Below are 15,568 nucleotides of genomic sequence, written 5' to 3'. Positions count from 1 at the left end.
CCTCCCGCCGCCGCAGGCGGACACGGGCGGTCAGGACCTCCGGGTGGTCACGTAGAGCCCGAGCGCCGCCGCGCCCATCAGCACGCCCATCGAGGCGAGGGCCGCACGATAGTCGCCGAGCGTCGCGCCGCCCTCGGGGGCGAGGAGGTCGAGCACGACCCCGATGAGCAGGACGGCCAGCAGCGAGGTCGAGTACCCGCCGATGTTCACCATCCCGGTGGCGGTGCCGACCGCCCGGCCGGGGACGCCGGTGCGGGCGAGGTCGAAGCCGACCGAGCAGGTCGCGGACCCGATGGCGAGCGCCACGATGAGCGGCAGCAGCTGCCAGGCGCTGAGCGGCACCGGCACCAGGAGGGTGACGGTCCATGTCAGCGTGAGGATCCCGCCCGCGATCCAGCCGAGGCGTGCCCGGTGATGCGGGAAGCGGCCGGTCGCCACCCCGATCAGCGGTCCGAGTGCCACCATCACCACGACGTTGACCGTGAGCAGCGTCCCTACCTCGGCGGCACCGAGCCCGTGCCCCTCGGTCAGGTACGGCACGCCCCAGAGGAACATGAAGGAGTTCACCGTGGCGAGCGTGAGGGCATGGAGGAAGAAGCCCGACCACGCCTGCCGGGAGGTGAACACGTCGCGCAGGACCTGCCCGGCCCGGACGGGCTCGGGGACGTGATCGGTCGGGTCCCCGGGCGGCGCGTCCTGCACGACGGCGAGCACCAGGAGCACGCTGAGGACGAGCAGGAAGGCCAGGCCGGACCATGCCGCGGTCCAGCCCGCTCCGACCAGCAGCGCGAGGAAGGGGACCGCGGCCACCGCCTGGCCGAACTGTCCGATCATGGTCGCCAGCTGCGTGAACACGGGGACCTGATGGGTCGGGAACCAGACGGTGACCAGGCGCACCACGCTGATCAGGGTGGCCGCGTCACCGACTCCCGTGAGCAGCCGTGCGAGGAGGGCCGTCGGCACGTCGGTGGCGATCGCCAGCAGCAGTTGGCCGACGGCCATGGTCACCGCGCCGATCACCATCATCCGGCGCGGGCCCAGCCGGTCCAGCAGCAGCCCGGCCGGGATCTGCGCCGCCGCATAGGTGCCCAGCTGCACGACACCGAACAGGCTCAGCACCGCCCCGTCCACCCCGAACCGCTCCGAGGCCTCGACGCCGGCGACGCCGAAGGAGGCGCGTCCGGAGACCGCGCACAGATACGCGAACACGCCGACGGCCCAGACCAGGAGGGCCCGCGGGGGACGGCGGAAATGCCGCGCGGAGGGTGTCGTCACGGAGCTCGTCAGTGCGATCCGGGGGAGGGGCACAGGTCGTGGAGCGGGGAGCGCCGGGGCGCGAGACCCGGGGCGTGGTCGGGGGAGTGCACGGGAAGCTCCTTCTGGCCTCGGCGGCAGAGTCGACGGATAAGGCGCCTATAGGATCTATGATGCTTACTGGCCCGTCAACCTGCCCGCTGCGGGCGTCATCCCGGCAGGCGGTGGGGCGGCGACGATCGCGCGAAAGACGACGTCGAGGCTCGGTGAGGACGCCGTCCGCCGGTCCCGGGTCACGGCGACCTGCCGGCCCTCGGCGAGCGTCCCGACCGGGACCACGCTCATCCCCGTGGTGTCGCAGATGTCCGCGGCCAGCGCGTTCAGCACGCCGACCCCGAGCCCGGCGCGCGCCAGGTTCACGACCGTCTGCGGCTGCTCGGACTGCCAGGCCAGGGGGATGTCGAGCTCCCAGGCGCTCAGGGCGCTCCCGGTGTCCGGATCCGCGGCGGCCCCTGGCTGCGCGATCGCGATCAGCGGGTGCTCGGTGAGCCGTCGCGGGTCCAGCCCTTCCGGGGGCGTGACGGCTCCGAGGAGCGGGTGCCCCGGGGGCATCACCGCGACGAAGCGCTCCGTCCACAGGTGCACGCTCTGCAGATCCTCCGACGGCGGATCGGCGGCCAGCGAGTGGATCGCGATGTGGAAGCGGCCGGAGGCGATCCCCGAGACGAGGTCCGGGGTCGTGTGCTCGGTCAGCTGCACGCGCAGGAGCGGATGCTCGCGGTGTATCTCGGCGATCACACCGGGCAGGAACCCCGCGCTCACACTCGGGTGGCAGCCGATCACCACGCGTCCGCGCAGCGTCCCGGAGTGCTCCTCGACGGCCTCGACGCCCCGCTCGAGCGCGGCGAGGACCGCCCGGGCGTGCGGGAGGAAGGCGGTGCCGAGCTCCGTCGGCCGCACCGGGCGGTGACTGCGATCCAGGAGCAGGCCGCCGAGGGAGCGCTCGAGGGCGGCGACGTGCGTGCTGACGCGGGACTGCGCGCGATGCAGCGCGCGCGCCGCGGCGGAGAAGCTGCCGTGGTCGACGACGGCCACGAAGGTCTCCAACCAGTCCGTCTGCTCGATGCGGGGCACAGCGGTCCTCCTGGGGTCGGGGCGAGCGGGATGCAGTCGGGCAGGGCGGGACGGTGCCCGGACGGCACGGCCGCGGACGGGACGGCGTCCGGACGGCACAGCGCCCGGGGGCCGGGTCACGATCAGGTGTCGGGGCTGATCGCCCCGACGGCATCGGCGCTGGCCATCACCCTGTTGTGACGCATCTTACCAATATCGGATATAGGATTCCAGGATCGCGGATCGCAGGAGGCGTGCGCGGCCCGGAGCCCGTTGGTAGCTTTCGGTGCACCTCACCGGTGAGGAGTCTGCCGGATCGGCGGCCCGGAACCCGGATCGCCGCGCATCGGAGCGCGGACCGCCCCCCGGAGACCCTTCCCGACGAGCACGTCCCCGACCCGCACGACGAAGTGGAGTCCACCATGACGCACACCCCTCGCCCCCGTACCCGCAGCCTGCTCTCCGGCCTCGCCGGCGCCGCAGCCCTCGCGCTCGTCGCCGCCGGCTGCTCCGGCGGCGCGGGCGGCGGTGGTGCCGACGGAGCAGACGGCGATGCCGTCCAGGCCTGCAACGACATCAACGCCGACTACCCGAGCGGCCCCGTCGAGCTCATCGTCCCCTGGGCCGCCGGCGGCGGCACCGACGGCGTCGCCCGCCTCATCGGCGACCAGCTCTCCGGCCAGCTCGGCACCAACATCAACGTCGTCAACCGCACCGGCGGCTCGGGCGTCGTCGGTCATCAGGCGATCGTCGACGCGGAGCCCGACGGCCAGACGGTCGGTCTGGTCACCGTCGAGATCGGGATGATGCATCACCAGGGCCTGACCGACATCAGCGGGGAGGACCTCACCGCCATCTCGCAGATGAACGAGGATCCCGCCGGGATCACCGTCGCCGCCGACGCCGAGTGGGAGACCGCCGAGGACCTCCTCACCTACATCGAGGAGAACCCGGGGGAGGTGACGTCCTCCGGCACCGGCCAGGGCGGCATCTGGCACCTGGCGCTGCTGGGCATGCTGATCGATAACGATCTCCCCCTGGACTCCGTGAACTTCGTACCCTCCGAGGGGGCGGCCCCCGCGCTCCAGGAGATGGTCGCCGGCGGCATCGACATGACCACGAACTCGCTGGGGGAGTCCACCACCATGCTCGAGTCGGACCGGGCCAAGGCCCTCGCCGTGATGGGCACCGAGCCCGACCCGAACTTCCCCGACGTCCCGACCCTCGAGTCGCAGACCGGATCGGACTACTCCATGTCGGTGTGGCGCGGCATCGCCGGACCCAAGGACATGGACGCGACGATCGTCGAGGAGCTCGAGTGCCACCTCGGCCTGATCGCCGAGTCCGAGGAGTTCAACGACTTCATGTCGAAGTCCGGCCTCGGCGTGAAGTACCGCGGGGCCGAGGACTTCCAGACCCTGATGGCAGAGGACGACGAGGCCAAGGGTGCGGTCATGGAGGAAGCGGGGCTCGCGAAGTGACCTCGCCCGAGACCGCCCCGACGACCGGCCCGGTGCGGGGGAGCGTCCTCATCGGCGTCCTCAGCATCGCCGCCGGCGCCGGGGTGATCCCGTACGGCGCGTCGATGCCGTTCATCCGGGAGGGCATCCCCGGACCGGGGCTGTTCCCGATGATGATCGGAGGACTGCTCATCCTGTTCGGCGGGCTGCTGATCCTCACCAGCGTGCTCGGTGCCCGTCGTGAGCGGAGCCACGCGGCGCGGCTGGCCGCGATCGGTGCGCCCGTCGGACCCACCGCCGCACCGGCCGACGCGGCGGCCACCTCCTCGGAGGCGGCCGCCCCCGCCGACGCGGCCGCCGTGCCCTCGGAGGAGAGCGAGGACGCCCCGGCGACGGCGTCGGTGCTCGACACCGACATCGGGTCCGACGGGCCGCGGCGCTGGCTCAACGGTGCCGTGCTGCTGGGCAGCATCGTCTTCTTCGTGCTGGCCGCGGAACCGCTCGGCTTCCCGCTCACGATGGCGATCGTCGTGTTCGCCATCGTCTTCTCCCTCCGAGCGAAATGGTGGGTCGCGCTCGCCACCGGCGTGCTCACCTCATTCGGCCTGTGGGCCATGTTCGAGCTGGGACTGATGGTCCAGCTGCCCGACGGCATCATCCAGGGGTTCTGACATGATCGAAAACTTCTCCGGCGCCCTGGAGCTCATCGCCGACCCGATGACGATGCTCGTCGTGGTCCTTGCCGGACTGTTCGGCCTGGTCATCGGCTCGCTGCCGGGCATGACGGCGACCCTTGCCGCCGCTCTGCTGGTACCGTTCACCTTCTTCCTGGACCCGGTACCGGCCATCGCCGCGATCATCACCATGTCCGCGATGGCGATCTTCGCCGGCGACATCCCCAGCGCCCTGCTGCGCATCCCCGGGACTCCGTCCTCGGCCGCCTACACCGAGGACGCCTACGCCCTGACCCGCAACGGCAAGGGAGCCCTCGGGCTCGGGGTCTCGCTGGTCTCCTCCGTGCTCGGCGGGCTGTTCGGCTCCGTGGTGCTGATCTTCGTCTCCCCGATCCTCGGCGAGTTCGCTCTGCGGTTCACCAGCTTCGAGTACTTCTGGGTGGCCGTGCTGGGTCTGACGGCGGCGGTCATCGTCTCGAAGGGGGCCCAGCTCAAGGGGGCCATCGCGCTCATGACCGGGCTGCTGGTCTCGACTGTCGGCCTCGACGTGACGCTCGGCCACCCCAGGTTCACCTTCGGCAACGAGGAGCTCTACCGCGGAGTCGACTTCATCGCGGCCATGATCGGCCTGTTCGGTCTGTCCGAGGTGCTGCGCGCGGTCACCTCCCGCAAGGGCGAGTCCCTGCCGATCCCGAAGATCGAAGGGCAGGGCGCGATGCGCTCCACGCTCGCGGCGATCTTCCGGCACAAGGGACGAGTCGCCTCGGGCTCCACGATCGGCGGCGTGGTCGGTGCACTGCCCGGCGCCGGCGCCGACATCGCCGCGTGGATCTCCTACGCCTTCACCCGCTCGACCAGCCGGAAGAGGCCCGGGGACACGGCCGACGACAAGCGGCTCGAGGCGATCGCGGGGGCCTCGAGCGCCAACAATGCGGGCGTCGCCTCGGCGTACGTGCCGACCCTGGCCTTCGGCATCCCCGGCGACACCATCACCGCGATCCTGGTCGGCGTGCTGCTGGTCAAGGGCATCACCCCCGGTCCCGACCTGTTCCTCTACCAGACAGACACGCTGTACTCGATCTATCTCCTCTTCATCATCGCGAACCTGATGCTGCTGCCTCTCGGGTTCCTCCTGATCCGGGCCTCCGGGTTCGTGCTGCGGATCCCCCGCACCGTGCTGATGGGGCTGATCGTGGCGATCTCGATCTGCGGGGCGTTCGCCATCAACAACGGCTACCTCGAGGTGGGGCTGATGGTCGTGTTCGGCCTGCTCGGCTACCTCTTCGAGAAGGGCGGCATCCCACTGGCACCGGTGGTGCTGGGCATCGTGCTCGGCCCGATCGTCGAGGCCAACTTCATGCAGTCCGTGATCAAGACGAACTGGGACCTGACCCAGTTCTTCACCCGTCCGATCAGCGCGGTCCTCATCGTCCTGGTGTTCCTCGCGATCGCGGCGTCGCCGCTCATGAGCTGGCTCGGGCGGCGTGCAGAGCGTGCCACGGCCCTCCGGTCCGCACAGGACTCGGTGGACGTCGGCACCGGTCACTGACCGGGGCGACGGTGCCCGCGCGGCACGACATGCCCACCCATTCCCCCGATGACGCCCACCAGGGCACGGGATCGGGGGAACGGAACGGCGCGGCGCACTCGACGCGATGAGAACGGCACAGCACGGCGCCCCCGCCGGAGGATCCTCTCCGACGGGGGCGCCGTGTTCTCGTGCGTCGTGCGTCGTCCTGTGCGCGGGGCGGAGCCCGCGGGTCAGCTGCGCGTGCGCAGGCTCGTCATCCCGCCGTCGATCGGCAGCAGCACCCCGGTCGTGGAGCGGTTGCGCGGGGAGGCGAGGTAGCAGTGCGCCTCGGCGACCTCCTCGGGCTCCACCAGGCGGCCGTGCGGCTGGCGGGCGTTCAGCGCGGCGCGCTCGGCGTCGGGGTCGTCGGCCTTCTCGAGCAGGCGCCCGATCCACGGGGTGTTCGCGGTGCCCGGGACCACCGCGTTCACCCGGATCCCCTCGGCGACCCAGTCCGCCGCCATCGCGAGGGTCATCGACTGCACGGCACCCTTCGAGGCGGAGTAGAGGACGCGATCCGGCAGCCCCAGCATGGACGCGATCGAGGCGGTGTTGACCACGGCGGCGGCCTCGGAACGACGCAGGTGGGGGAGCGCGGCGGTGGTCACGCGCGCGACCGAGACGACGTTGACGTCCAGGACCCGCGCCCACTCGGCGTCGTCGTTGGCGTCGACCTCGCCCTGTGCGCCGATGCCGGCGTTGTTGATGACGATGTCGATCCCGCCGAGCTCCTCGGCGGCGCGGTCCACCGCGGCCTTCACCGCGGCGGAGTCGGTGACGTCGACTTGGATCTGCACGGCGCCGTCGGGAGCGCCCGAGGGATCGAGGTCCAGGGCGGCGGTCCTCGCCCCGCGTGCCTGGAGGGCACGGATCGTGGCGGCGCCGATGCCGGCACCGCCTCCGGTGACCAGGGCCTTGAGGCCAGCGAATTCGGAATCAGCAGGTGCAGTCATAGGGTCTTCTCCTCGTCGAGTCGTCTTCCGTACAGGATATGGGAAATGTGTGGGGTCCGGCCGGGCCGACCGGCGCTGCCGATCCGAAGGGTGCGACGTCGCTCCCGGACCTCACGCCAGCGCCGATAACGCCAGGTCACAGCGCCTTCCCGTGAAGTTCCGGGATTCGGATACGGGCTTCTCGGAACGCGGATCACGGCGGACGGCGGGAGCGGGCAGGACGCTGATAGCGTCGTCCGCACGAGCCCGACGTCCGTGTCGTGACAACGACGCACCCTCGGACATCCGATGTCTCGATCATCCGACGTCCCGTCACCGGGCAGGCGCATCGCCGCCCTCGCCCCGTCGGGACCCACCCCGACCGCGCAGGAGCCCTCGTGCGAGCACTCGTCCTCACCGACTTCCACCAGCTCGACCTCGTCGAGGTCGAGCGCCCCGACCCCGGCCCCGGCGAGGTGCTGCTGCGGATCAGCGCCACCGGCATCTGCGGCTCCGACTTCCACGGCTTCACCGGCGAGAACGGCCGCCGGGTCCCAGGGCAGATCATGGGGCACGAATCCTCCGGCACCATCGCCGGGCTCGGAGAGGGCGTCGACCCCGCCACGCTGCCCCTCGGGGCGCCGGCCACCTTCAACCCCGTCGTCGTGCCCGATGCGCTGGTCGAGGAGTACCGCGGCCGCGAGCACCACGCCCCGGGCAAGCAGGTGATCGGGGTCGCCCAGCACCTCCAGGCCTCCTTCGCCGACTACGTCGTGGTCCCGGCGCGCAACGTGCTGCTGCTGGACCCGGCCATGCCGCTCCACCTGGGCGCTCTCATCGAGCCGCTCGCGGTCGCCGTCCACGCCGCCGGCCTCGCCCATCCCCTTCCGGAGGAGCGGGCGCTGGTCGTGGGCGGCGGCCCGATCGGGCAGAGCCTCGTGCTCGCCCTGCAGCGGCTCGGCCTGTCCGAGATCGCGCTGTCCGAACCGGATCCCCAGCGCCGGGAGCTCGTCGCCGCCCTCGGCGTCACCGTGCTCGACCCCTCCGAGGGGCCGCTCGCGGAGCAGGTCCTCGAGGCGCTCGGCGGACCGGCGGACCTCGCGATCGACGCCGTCGGCCTCTCGCCGACCATGGCGGACGCGCTCGCCGCGACCCGGCTCGGGGGGCGCGTGGTGCTGGTCGGGATGGGCTCGCCCCGCCTCGAGCTGCCCGCCTTCGCGATCAGCACCGAGGAGCGCACCGTGATCGGCTCCTTCACCTACTCCGCGCAGGACTTCGCCGACGCCACCGCCTGGATCGGCGGGCATGTCGAGCAGGCGGCCACCCTGGTCAGCAGGGTCGTCGGCCCCGCCGGGGCGCAGGAGGCCTTCACCGCGCTGGCCACCGGCCGCGGCCCCGCCGGCAAGATCCTGGTCAGCTTCGACGAGGAGGAGGTCCCCGCATGAGCGCCCGTCAGCGGACGATCGCCCATGTCCGCGCCTTCACCGTCACCGGCGGCGGCGCCGACTACCACGACCAGGGCGCCGATCACTGGATCGACGACCACATCGCGACCCCCATGTCCGGGTACCCGGGCTACGCCGACTCCCGGCAGTCGTTCGGGATCAACGTGCTGGGAACGCTGATGGTCGAGATCGAGGCCGACGACGGGACCGTGGGCTTCGCGGTCTCCACCGGCGGTGAGATCGGCGCCTGGATCGTCGAGAAGCACCTGGCGCGCTTCCTCGAGGGCGCGAAGGTCACCGACATCGAGCGGATCTGGGACCAGATGTACCGCTCCACCCTGTTCTACGGCCGGCGCGGCATCGTGCTGAACACGATCAGCGCCGTCGACCTCGCCCTGTACGACCTGCTGGGGCGCCTGCGCCAGGAGCCCGTGTACGCCCTCCTCGGCGGTCCCGTCCGGGACGAGCTGACGATGTACGCGACCGGGGCGCGCCCCGACGTCGCGAAGCAGCTCGGCTTCATCGGCGGGAAGATGCCGCTGCACCACGGTCCCGCCGAGGGCGAGGAGGGGATGGAGAAGAACCTCGCCCTGCTCGCCGACATGCGAGAGAAGGTGGGCGACGACTTCTGGCTCATGTACGACTGCTGGATGTCGCTGGACCTCGACTACGCCACGCGTCTCGCCCACCGCGCGCACGAGCACGGGCTGCGCTGGCTCGAGGAGGCGCTCATCCCCGACGACTACTGGGGGTACCAGCAGCTGCGGAGGAACGCGCCGAAGGGCATGCTCATCACGACCGGCGAGCACGAGGCCACCCGCTGGGGCTTCCGCCAGCTGCTCGAGATGGGCTGCGCCGACATCATCCAGCCCGACGTCGGCTGGTGCGGAGGCATCACCGAGCTGCTGAAGATCTCCGCGCTCGCCGACGCCCACGGGGCGATGGTGGTCCCGCACGGCTCCTCGGTGTACTCGTACCACTTCGTCATCACCCGCACGAACAACCCGTTCAGCGAGTTCCTCATGATGCACCCCACCGCTGAGGAGATCGTCCCGATGTTCTCGCCGATGCTGCTGGGGGAGCCGGTTCCGGAGAACGGGCGGATCCGGGTCCCGGAGACCCCGGGGTTCGGCGTCGAGTTCAACCCCGAGATCCCGGTCCACCGTCCCCACACCCACTGACGCGCAGCGCCCGCCCGCCCAGACATCGGATGTATCAGGGCTCGGGCGGGTCGGCGGCGTGTCCGCCCCGCCTGGCACAGTGGACCCCACCGGACCTGGGCGGCGACCGCCGTCCCGTCCACGTCACCACCACTTCGAAGGAGAACCATGGAACTGCGACGACTCGGCCCCCTCGGCCAGGAGAAGCCCGCGCTCGTCAGCGACGGCGTCACCTACCGCCTCGACTCCCTCACCGAGGACCTCACCGGGGCGTTCCTCGCCGACGGCGGCATCGAGAAGGCCGCCGCGGCGCTCGCGGCGGGAGAGCTCCCGGTGTGGGAGGGCGCGGAGGGAGAGCGCGTCGGCGCCCCGATCGCGCGCCCCGAGGCCGTGATCTGCATCGGCCAGAACTACGCCGAGCACGCCGCGGAGTCCGGCGCCGAGCCGCCCACCACGCCCATCGTGTTCTTCAAGCACCCCAACACCGTCGTGGGCCCGCACGACGAGGTCCCGATCCCGCCGCACGCCACCAAGGTCGACTGGGAGGTCGAGCTCGGCGTGGTGATCGGTCGGCGCGCCTCGTACCTCAAGGACGAGCAGGAGGCGCTGGACGTCATCGCCGGCTACGTCACCAGCCATGACGTCTCCGAGCGCGACTTCCAGCTCGCCGAGTCCGGTGGCCAGTGGTCCAAGGGGAAGTGCGCTGAGAACTTCAACCCCGTGGGCCCGGCGCTGGTCCCCGCCGCCGACGTCGACCCGCAGGCGCTGCGCCTGTGGTCGCAGGTGAACGGGGAGTCGCGCCAGGACTCCACCACGGCGGACATGATCTTCTCGGTCGCCCAGCTCGTGCACCACCTCTCCCAGTACATGGTGCTCTCGCCCGGTGACCTCATCAACACCGGCACCCCGCAGGGCGTGGCCCTCTCGGGCCGGTTCCCCTACCTCGGCGACGGCGACGTGGTGGAGCTCGGGATCGAAGGGCTCGGGGAGCAGCGCCAGGTCTTCGTCCAGCGCCGCTGACCGGCAGGCCGCGCAGGGGCGGTGCACGAGGCCGCCCACGACCGGTCGCGCACAGGCGAGTGCCGCGCGATCGACCGTCCACGGTCGGCTGCGCGTGAACAGGGCCCTCGGAACTCCACGGAGCTCCCGAGGGCCCTTCGTCGTCCCCGGCGGCGCGCTCCCCGGCAGATTCCGGGCCACGGAGACGTTCAGGCGCCTGCGGCACTCAGAATCCCGCCTCCGCACAGCGGGCTCGGTCAGGTACTGGCGTGTGGGCGATGGCTGGGGCGAAATGTGCAGAGCCATCGCTCCTGGTCCAGTACCGGACCAGACCTGCCCTCGCCGGCGGCCGTGGCGACCGGGGACCGGGCCCGACCGGGTCCGGACGGCGGACGGCGCCGGCTCCCCTGTGCGGGGAGCCGGCGCCGTCAGGTGCTGGGCGGGAGCGGGCCCGGGTCAGCGAGCCTTCGTGAGACCCTCGTCGATCCGTCGCACGGCCCTGGAGTTCTTCCAGGACAGCAGCAGCGGCGGGATCGCGAAGAGCACCAGCGCGAGGGCGAAGGCCGGGTTCCAGCTCCAGGCGACCACGGCGAGACCCCCGACGACCACCGCGAGGAGCAGCAGCCCTCGACGATTGCGCTCGTAGGCGGCGCGCATCCCCCGCAGCTCCGACTTCAGCTGCTCCTGCTCCGCGGACGTGCGGGCGACAGGACCGCGGGCGGCCTCGGCCTGCGACTTCCGCTCGGCGCGGGTGACCATCACCAGCCGGACGGAGTAGGCGACCGCGCCGAGCAGGACGAGGACCATCCCGAGCCAGTTCTCCCGACTCGCGAAGAGCGCCGAGAGCACGAGGCACGAGGCGATCGCGATGAGGGTCACGGGGATGCGCATGGCACCTGATCCTCTCACGCTGCTCGGGGTGGTCATCATGCTCATCCGAAGAAGTCCATGAAGAACTGGACCAGGGCGAGCAGCCCCGCGACGGTGAGGAAGATCGAGCTGAGCAGCACTACGATCTGGAGCCACTTGTGCATCCGGAACGGAGCCGGCAGCACCTTGTGCTCGGTCCACAGCTGGGCGAAGCCCCAGATGCCGAGCGAGAGGACGCCGCCGAGCACGCCGGCGAAGGAGATCACCGTGGTGTAGCTGACCCCGGTGAACAGGAGGAAGACGGCGCCGCCGAAGGTGTAGACGTTCACCCAGATGCGGAGCTTCTTCCAGTTCGACGGGTTGTGCAGCGACCGGAACGACGGGGCGAAGGCCTCACGCACCGTGTAGGGGTAGATCACCGAGAGGGCCTGGAGGGAGCCGAAGAACGCCGCCCAGATCGCCAGCTGGTAGAAGTACACCAGCACCGGCGAGATCACCGCGAAGAACTGCGCCTGGTTGGTGAGGATGTTGTCGTTGTTGGGCACGTCCTGGACCCCGGCGGTCCCGAGGATCACGTCGCCGAGGATGACGAAGGTGATCGCGAGGATGGCGACCGAGACGAAGGACGCGAGCACGTCGAGCTTCGCGGCGCGCAGCCAGGCGTGACCGTTGGAGACGTTCTCCTCGTCCGTGGCCAGCGGGATCTGGGCCTGGTGGGTGTCGAGGCGGCCGAGCTTCTCCTCGAGCTCGGCGTGGTTCGGGACGCCGAGCATGCCCCATTTCTTGGCACGCAGGGTGCCCACGTAGCCGATGTAGTCGTACGTGCCGCCGCCGAGGGCGCCCAGGTAGGCGATGATCTCGAGCGGGATCGGGCGGGAGGCGACCTCGGGGAAGTCGGCCTGCACCCAGTCGGGGTAGCTGCTGGGGATGTTCGGGATCAGCCCGGCGAAGGCATCGACCCATGGCGGGTTCGACACGAACAGCGCCACGAACGCGAACAGGATCATCAGACCGACGACGGCCGTCTGGAAGTTCTCGACGATCTTGAAGCTGCCCAGGAACACCGTGGCGAAGGCGACGAGTCCCCAGGCCACGCCCCACAGCCGCGGGTCGACGTCGGTGCCGAAGGTCCAGTTGGACCACTGGCCCAGGCCCTGGAGGAAGGCGACCGCCCAGGACGGGAAGCAGATGACGGCCAGGACGCCGAGGGAGAGGGCGAGCCAGTTGCGGGGGCCGGGGATGATCTGTGCCCAGCGCTGGAACGGGTGCTCACCGGTGAGGGTGATGTACCGGGCGCCGGAGTAGACGATCGCGGCCTTCATGATCGCGCAGAGCACGAAGGTCCACAGGATCGTGACCCCGAAGACGGCGCCGCCGCGCGAGGCGGAGAACACCTCGCCGTTGCCGATGGTCACGGAGGCGAGGATCATGCCGGGGCCGGTGAAGGCCAGCAGGTTCCCGAAGCTCCATTTCTTCAGTCGTGGATCCGGTTCGGGGAAGCGGAGCTCTCCGATCTCGAGCTTGTCAGGCTGTGATGTGGTCATGTCAGCTGGTCCTCCCTTGGGCCGAGCGTGGGTGCCGAGCGACGGCGGTCGAGGTGATCGCCGGTGGTGGGACGGGGCTATGGGGGCTGAGGCCGGACGCGATGAGCCAGCGGTCGGCATCGCCATCATTGGTCGATCCCGTGCTCAAGTCGTCGCGGGCGACCCACGTCATGCACGATGGTGAACACTAAGCATGCGCCCACGAGAACGTCAAGTAATTCCTACAGGATCGTTGATCCCTCCGGGTGGAGGTTCTGCGGGGCCGACCGCTCCCTCCCTGCGCCGGGGAAGGTCATGCCCCCGTCGGGGCCGCCCGAAAGCGCTGGTGAACCTCCCTGTCAGGAGTCGGGACGGATCCCGCGGTGTGCTGACGGATCACGAAACATCTAGCCGAAATCCAATAGGATGCGTACGATGCGAGTCACCGGACCGATCGGCCCTCCCAGATCGCCGTGCGCCACCGCCGGCGGTGGCCCGGCCGCGACGGCCACCCCCGGTGCGCCTGATCCCGAGAGTCTCCGCCGCCTCCCGGGCATCGCCGCCCGGAGGTCCCTGAATGCTCTGTCCGGTGCAGCACCCCGACAACGAGAGGACACCGATGAGGATCGCGATCGTGGACTGCGACAACGAGAGCTTCGACGAGGAGGAGGAGGTCACCTCCCGGCTCGGCATCGCGCTCACCCGCGCGCACGCCGACGACGAAGAACAGGCCGTCGAGGCGGCGCGAGGGGCCGACGGGATCCTGGTCCAGTACGCGCCGATCACCGCCGCCGTCCTGGACGCCCTGCCGGACCTGCGGGCGATCGGGCGCTACGGCGTCGGGGTGGACACCCTCGACGTCGAGGCCGCCACCGCCCGCGGGATCGCGGTGTGCAACGTCCCGGATTACGGCGTGGAGGACGTCAGCGACCACGCCATTGCGCTGACGATGTCGGTGGTGCGCGGTACCGCGCAGCTGGACCGCCTGGTGCGCGCCGGCGACTACGGCCTGGTGCCCGTCAAGCCGCTGCACCGGGTCTCCTCGCTGCGCCTCGGCGTCGTGGGCTTGGGTCGGATCGGGGCGGCCACCGCGGTCAAGGCCCGCGCGCTGGGCTTCACCGTGATCGGCAGCGACCCGCAGCTCGAGATCGGCTCGCGCACGGCCGACGACATCGAGGTGGTCGACTTCGAGACCCTCCTCGCCACCTGCGACGTGATCAGCCTGCATGTCCCGCTGCTGCCCTCGACGCACCACCTCATCGACGAGGCCTCCCTCTCGCGCATGAAGCAGGGCGCGATGCTGGTCAACACCTGCCGCGGCGGGGTGGTCGACACCGACGCGGTCGCCGCGGCGCTGCAGGACGGCCGGCTCAAGGGCGCCGGTCTCGACGTGTTCGAGCAGGAGCCGCTGCCGCTCGACAGCCCCCTGATGGCCTGCCCGAACGCAGTGCTGACGCCGCATGCCTCCTGGTACAGCGAGGAGTCCTACTCGGAGCTCAAGCGCCGGGTCACCGAGGCGGTGGCTGCGGTGATCCGTGGTGAGCGGCCGCGCGACATCCTCAACCCCGAGGTGCTCGAGCGCGACTGAGGCTCGACGCCCGTTCCCGCGCCGGGGAGGCCCCCACCCTCCCCACAGCACCCTGAACCCGTGAGCGGGGCAGGCCCGCGGGCCGTCAGTGGATGTGCGAGCCCCCGTTGATGTCGAGGGTGACCCCGGTGAGGTAGCCGCCGTCGCGACCGAGCAGGTATGCGATGCCGCCGGCGACGTCCTCGACCGTGCCCACTCGGCCCACGGGCAGCTCCTGTAGCAGGAACTCCTTGCGCTCGTCGCTCAGGCGCCCGCCCATGATGTCGGTGTCGATCGAGCCCGGGGCCACGGAGTTCGCGGTGATGCCGTACTCGCCGAGCTCGCGGGCCCAGGTCTTCGCCATCCCGAGCAGCGCGGCCTTCGAACCGGAGTAGGCGGCGCGGCCGTACACACCGCCGCCGCGCTCGGCGGAGGCGGAGGAGACGTTGACGATGCGGCCCAGGCTGCGACGGCGGAAGATCTTCACCGCCTCCCGGGTGACGAAGAACGTGCCGTGCACGTTGACGTCGAACACGCGCTTCCACTCCTCGGTGCCGACCTCGGTGAACGGGGTCGGGGAGGAGATGCCGGCATTGTTCACCACGCCCACCAGCTGCGGCAGCTCCTCGTCGATCCGGCGCACGGCTGCGACCACCGCCTGCTCGTCGGCGATGTCCACGCCCAGACCCAGGGCGGGCACCCCGTGCTCGCGGGCGAGCTGCGCGGCGACCTCCTGGGAGGCGGCCTCGTCCAGGTCCACCACCGCCACGGCCCAGCCGTCGCGTGCGAGACGGTTCGCGGTGGCCCGGCCGATCCCCCGCTCCGAGGCGGCGCCGGTGACGATCGCGGTCGGCGTCGGGGGGAAGTCGCCGGCGGGGTACGGGGTGAGAGCCATGGGCGGGAGTCCTTCGCAGAGAGAGGAGGCATCGCGGGATGCGGGAGGCTGGGGTCGCGGGTCGACCCCCGGGCGACACCACGGACCGTGCGTCCCTGCGTCGCCG

General features: G+C 71.0%; 13 protein-coding genes. 7 read left to right on the top strand and 6 right to left on the bottom strand.

The genetic code is table 11. From position 1 onward, the window contains the following. Positions 1–30: 30 nt before the first annotated feature. Positions 31–1,275: a nitrate/nitrite transporter gene (locus Q0937_RS07475; RefSeq protein WP_299301772.1), complete on the bottom strand. Its 1,245-nt coding sequence runs from the start codon at positions 1,273–1,275 to the stop codon at positions 31–33. A gap of 156 nt (positions 1,276–1,431) precedes the next feature. Further along, the gene (locus tag Q0937_RS07470) at positions 1,432–2,388 is read right to left on the bottom strand and encodes a LysR family transcriptional regulator (RefSeq protein WP_299301770.1); all 957 of its coding nucleotides are present in this window, start codon (positions 2,386–2,388) and stop codon (positions 1,432–1,434) included. 401 nt (positions 2,389–2,789) lie between these two features. Between Q0937_RS07470 and Q0937_RS07465 the strand changes: the two genes are divergently transcribed. Genes Q0937_RS07465 through Q0937_RS07455 form a run of 3 tightly spaced genes read left to right on the top strand, consistent with a single transcriptional unit; the run spans position 2,790 to position 6,050 of the window. Then, on the top strand, positions 2,790–3,848 hold the full coding sequence (locus Q0937_RS07465) for a tripartite tricarboxylate transporter substrate binding protein (RefSeq protein WP_299301768.1): 1,059 nt from the start codon (positions 2,790–2,792) through the stop codon (positions 3,846–3,848). Next, positions 3,845–4,498, top strand: a complete 654-nt coding sequence (locus Q0937_RS07460; RefSeq protein ID WP_299301766.1) for a tripartite tricarboxylate transporter TctB family protein — start codon at positions 3,845–3,847, stop codon at positions 4,496–4,498. The genes Q0937_RS07465 and Q0937_RS07460 overlap by 4 nt, the downstream gene beginning before the upstream one ends. Before the next feature lies 1 nt (position 4,499). Further along, complete coding sequence (locus Q0937_RS07455; protein WP_299301763.1) at positions 4,500–6,050, top strand: tripartite tricarboxylate transporter permease; 1,551 nt, start codon at positions 4,500–4,502, stop codon at positions 6,048–6,050. A gap of 212 nt (positions 6,051–6,262) precedes the next feature. On the opposite strand, the gene Q0937_RS07450 is transcribed toward Q0937_RS07455, so the two are convergent. Further along, entirely contained in the window at positions 6,263–7,024 is a 762-nt protein-coding gene (locus tag Q0937_RS07450; RefSeq protein WP_299301761.1) for an SDR family NAD(P)-dependent oxidoreductase, read from the bottom strand. A gap of 377 nt (positions 7,025–7,401) precedes the next feature. On the opposite strand from Q0937_RS07450, the gene Q0937_RS07445 reads away from it, so the two are divergent. The 3 genes from Q0937_RS07445 (at position 7,402) to Q0937_RS07435 (ending at position 10,628) form a co-directional block, all read left to right on the top strand. Then, entirely contained in the window at positions 7,402–8,448 is a 1,047-nt protein-coding gene (locus tag Q0937_RS07445) for a zinc-binding dehydrogenase (protein ID WP_299301758.1), read from the top strand. Next, positions 8,445–9,629: an L-rhamnonate dehydratase gene (gene rhmD, locus Q0937_RS07440; RefSeq protein WP_299301755.1), complete on the top strand. Its 1,185-nt coding sequence runs from the start codon at positions 8,445–8,447 to the stop codon at positions 9,627–9,629. The genes Q0937_RS07445 and rhmD overlap by 4 nt, the downstream gene beginning before the upstream one ends. Positions 9,630–9,776: 147 nt before the next feature. Then, positions 9,777–10,628, top strand: coding sequence for a fumarylacetoacetate hydrolase family protein (locus Q0937_RS07435; protein ID WP_299301752.1), 852 nt, complete (start codon positions 9,777–9,779; stop codon positions 10,626–10,628). A gap of 435 nt (positions 10,629–11,063) precedes the next feature. Here the strand turns inward: Q0937_RS07435 and Q0937_RS07430 are convergent, their stop codons facing one another. Then, positions 11,064–11,498 carry a hypothetical protein gene (locus Q0937_RS07430; RefSeq protein WP_299301749.1) on the bottom strand — a complete coding sequence of 145 codons (435 nt, stop codon included), beginning with the start codon at positions 11,496–11,498 and terminating at the stop codon, positions 11,064–11,066. A 41-nt stretch (positions 11,499–11,539) separates the two neighbouring features. Next, entirely contained in the window at positions 11,540–13,021 is a 1,482-nt protein-coding gene (locus Q0937_RS07425) for an Nramp family divalent metal transporter (protein WP_299301746.1), read from the bottom strand. Between the two features lie 598 nt (positions 13,022–13,619). Here Q0937_RS07425 and Q0937_RS07420 point away from each other — a divergent pair. After that, on the top strand, positions 13,620–14,588 hold the full coding sequence (locus tag Q0937_RS07420) for a C-terminal binding protein (protein WP_299301743.1): 969 nt from the start codon (positions 13,620–13,622) through the stop codon (positions 14,586–14,588). 85 nt (positions 14,589–14,673) lie between these two features. Here Q0937_RS07420 and Q0937_RS07415 read toward each other — a convergent pair whose 3' ends face one another. After that, entirely contained in the window at positions 14,674–15,462 is a 789-nt protein-coding gene (locus tag Q0937_RS07415) for an SDR family NAD(P)-dependent oxidoreductase (protein WP_299301740.1), read from the bottom strand. Between the last annotated feature and the right edge of the window lie 106 nt (positions 15,463–15,568).

It is taken from the genome of uncultured Brachybacterium sp. (genome assembly GCF_947500705.1).
Classification (GTDB): domain Bacteria; phylum Actinomycetota; class Actinomycetes; order Actinomycetales; family Dermabacteraceae; genus Brachybacterium.
The sequence above is the reverse complement of the archived record's forward strand: the minus strand, read 5'-3'. Positions and strand labels throughout refer to the sequence as shown.

What these genes read in the sequence shown, in the direction of transcription:
- Q0937_RS07415 (WP_299301740.1), bottom strand. Translation starts at nt 15,462, where the DNA reads ATGGCTCTCACCCCGTACCCCGCCGGCGACTTCCCCCCGACGCCGACC.
- Q0937_RS07465 (WP_299301768.1), top strand. Translation starts at nt 2,790, where the DNA reads ATGACGCACACCCCTCGCCCCCGTACCCGCAGCCTGCTCTCCGGCCTC.
- Q0937_RS07430 (WP_299301749.1), bottom strand. Translation starts at nt 11,498, where the DNA reads ATGCGCATCCCCGTGACCCTCATCGCGATCGCCTCGTGCCTCGTGCTC.
- Q0937_RS07450 (WP_299301761.1), bottom strand. Translation starts at nt 7,024, where the DNA reads ATGACTGCACCTGCTGATTCCGAATTCGCTGGCCTCAAGGCCCTGGTC.
- rhmD (WP_299301755.1), top strand. Translation starts at nt 8,445, where the DNA reads ATGAGCGCCCGTCAGCGGACGATCGCCCATGTCCGCGCCTTCACCGTC.
- Q0937_RS07420 (WP_299301743.1), top strand. Translation starts at nt 13,620, where the DNA reads ATGAGGATCGCGATCGTGGACTGCGACAACGAGAGCTTCGACGAGGAG.
- Q0937_RS07425 (WP_299301746.1), bottom strand. Translation starts at nt 13,021, where the DNA reads ATGACCACATCACAGCCTGACAAGCTCGAGATCGGAGAGCTCCGCTTC.
- Q0937_RS07435 (WP_299301752.1), top strand. Translation starts at nt 9,777, where the DNA reads ATGGAACTGCGACGACTCGGCCCCCTCGGCCAGGAGAAGCCCGCGCTC.
- Q0937_RS07455 (WP_299301763.1), top strand. Translation starts at nt 4,500, where the DNA reads ATGATCGAAAACTTCTCCGGCGCCCTGGAGCTCATCGCCGACCCGATG.